The sequence below is a fragment of the Paracoccus laeviglucosivorans genome (assembly GCF_900182695.1).
Classification (GTDB): Bacteria; Pseudomonadota; Alphaproteobacteria; order Rhodobacterales; family Rhodobacteraceae; genus Paracoccus; species Paracoccus laeviglucosivorans.
In genome coordinates this window covers 1-1,379 of sequence record NZ_FXTK01000076.1, presented here as the reverse complement: position 1 = coordinate 1,379, position 1,379 = coordinate 1, and the positions used below count along the sequence as shown (strand labels likewise).

Annotated in this window: 1 protein-coding gene; it reads right to left on the bottom strand. The window is 67.9% G+C overall.

From position 1 onward, the window contains the following. The coding region (gene glpD / locus FN835_RS21085) for a glycerol-3-phosphate dehydrogenase (RefSeq protein WP_142665183.1) at positions 1–1,379 on the bottom strand (1,379 nt) is incomplete at both ends.

The following is a 1,379-nucleotide window of genomic DNA, read 5'->3' as shown; positions in this document are numbered from 1 at the left end:
TCTGCGGTTGTTGCGAATTCGTGGGTTGTGAACCAGCGCAGCTCGGCCTCGGTCAGGCCGGCGCCGAAGTCGCGGCCAAGGTCGGTGGCGTCAGAGGCCGTGCCGTAGATCGCAAAGACCTCGGTGCCATGTGTGCGCAGCAGGCGCTGCGCGTCGCGTGCCGACAGGAACGGATAGGCGGCGCGGATCCGCGCCAGCAGCGCCTCGACGCCGTCCACCGCGAAATCGCCGCCGGGCAGCGCCACGCCCGCCGTCCACGGCCCGCTGGCCTGCGGGAAATGCGGGGCCAGCTTCGCCAGCGCCGCCTCGGCCAGACGGCGATAGGTGGTGATCTTGCCGCCGAACACATTCAGCAGCGGCGCGCCATCGGCATCCAGGCTCAGGACATATTCCCGCGTCGCCGCCGTCGCCGATTTCGCGCCGTCATTATACAGCGGCCGCACCCCGGAATAGGTCCAGACCACCTGATCGGGCGTCACGGCCTGCGCGAAATAGCGGCTGGCAAAGGCGCAAAGGTAATCGCGCTCGGCCTCGGAACAGCGGGCATCCTGCGGCGCGCCGTCATGGTCCATGTCGGTGGTGCCGATCAGGGTAAAGTCCTGTTCATAGGGGATGGCAAAGATGATGCGCCCGTCGCTGCCCTGAAAGAAATAGCAGCGGTCGTGGTCGTAAAGCTTCGGCACGACGATATGGCTGCCGCGCACCAGCCGCACGCCTTCGCGCGTCTGGATATGGGTGACGTTGCGGATCACTTCCTCGACCCAGGGGCCGCCGGCATTGACCAGCGCGCGGGCGCGGTGGCTGCGCGGCCCGTCGGGGCCGTCGGTCTGGATCTGCCACAGCCCGTCTTCGCGCGTGGCATGGGTGACGCGGGTGCGGGTCAGGATGGTGGCGCCGCGGCGTTCGGCATCGCGGGCGTTCAGCACCACCAGCCGGGCGTCCTGCACCCAGCAATCGGAGTATTCCCACGCCAGATCAAAGGGTTTCAGCGGCGCGCCCAGCGGGCCCTGCGACAGGTCCAGCTTGCGCGTGCCGGGCAGGATTTTGCGCCCGCCCAGATTGTCGTAAAGAAACAGCCCCAGCCGGATCAGCCAGGCGGGCCTGCGTCCGCGCATCCACGGCATGATGCGGCCCAGCAGGCGCGAGGTCGGCGTATCGCTTTCGAACCGCATGGCGGGGTCATAGGGCAGCACGAAGCGCATGGGCCAGCTGATATGCGGCATGGCGGCAAGCAGGGTCTCGCGCTCCTCCAGCGCTTCGCGGACCAGGCGGAATTCGAAGAATTCCAGATAGCGCAGCCCGCCATGGAACAGCTTGGTCGAGGCGCTGGACGTCCCCTGCGCCAGATCGCCCTGTTCGGCCAGCGTGACGCGCAACCC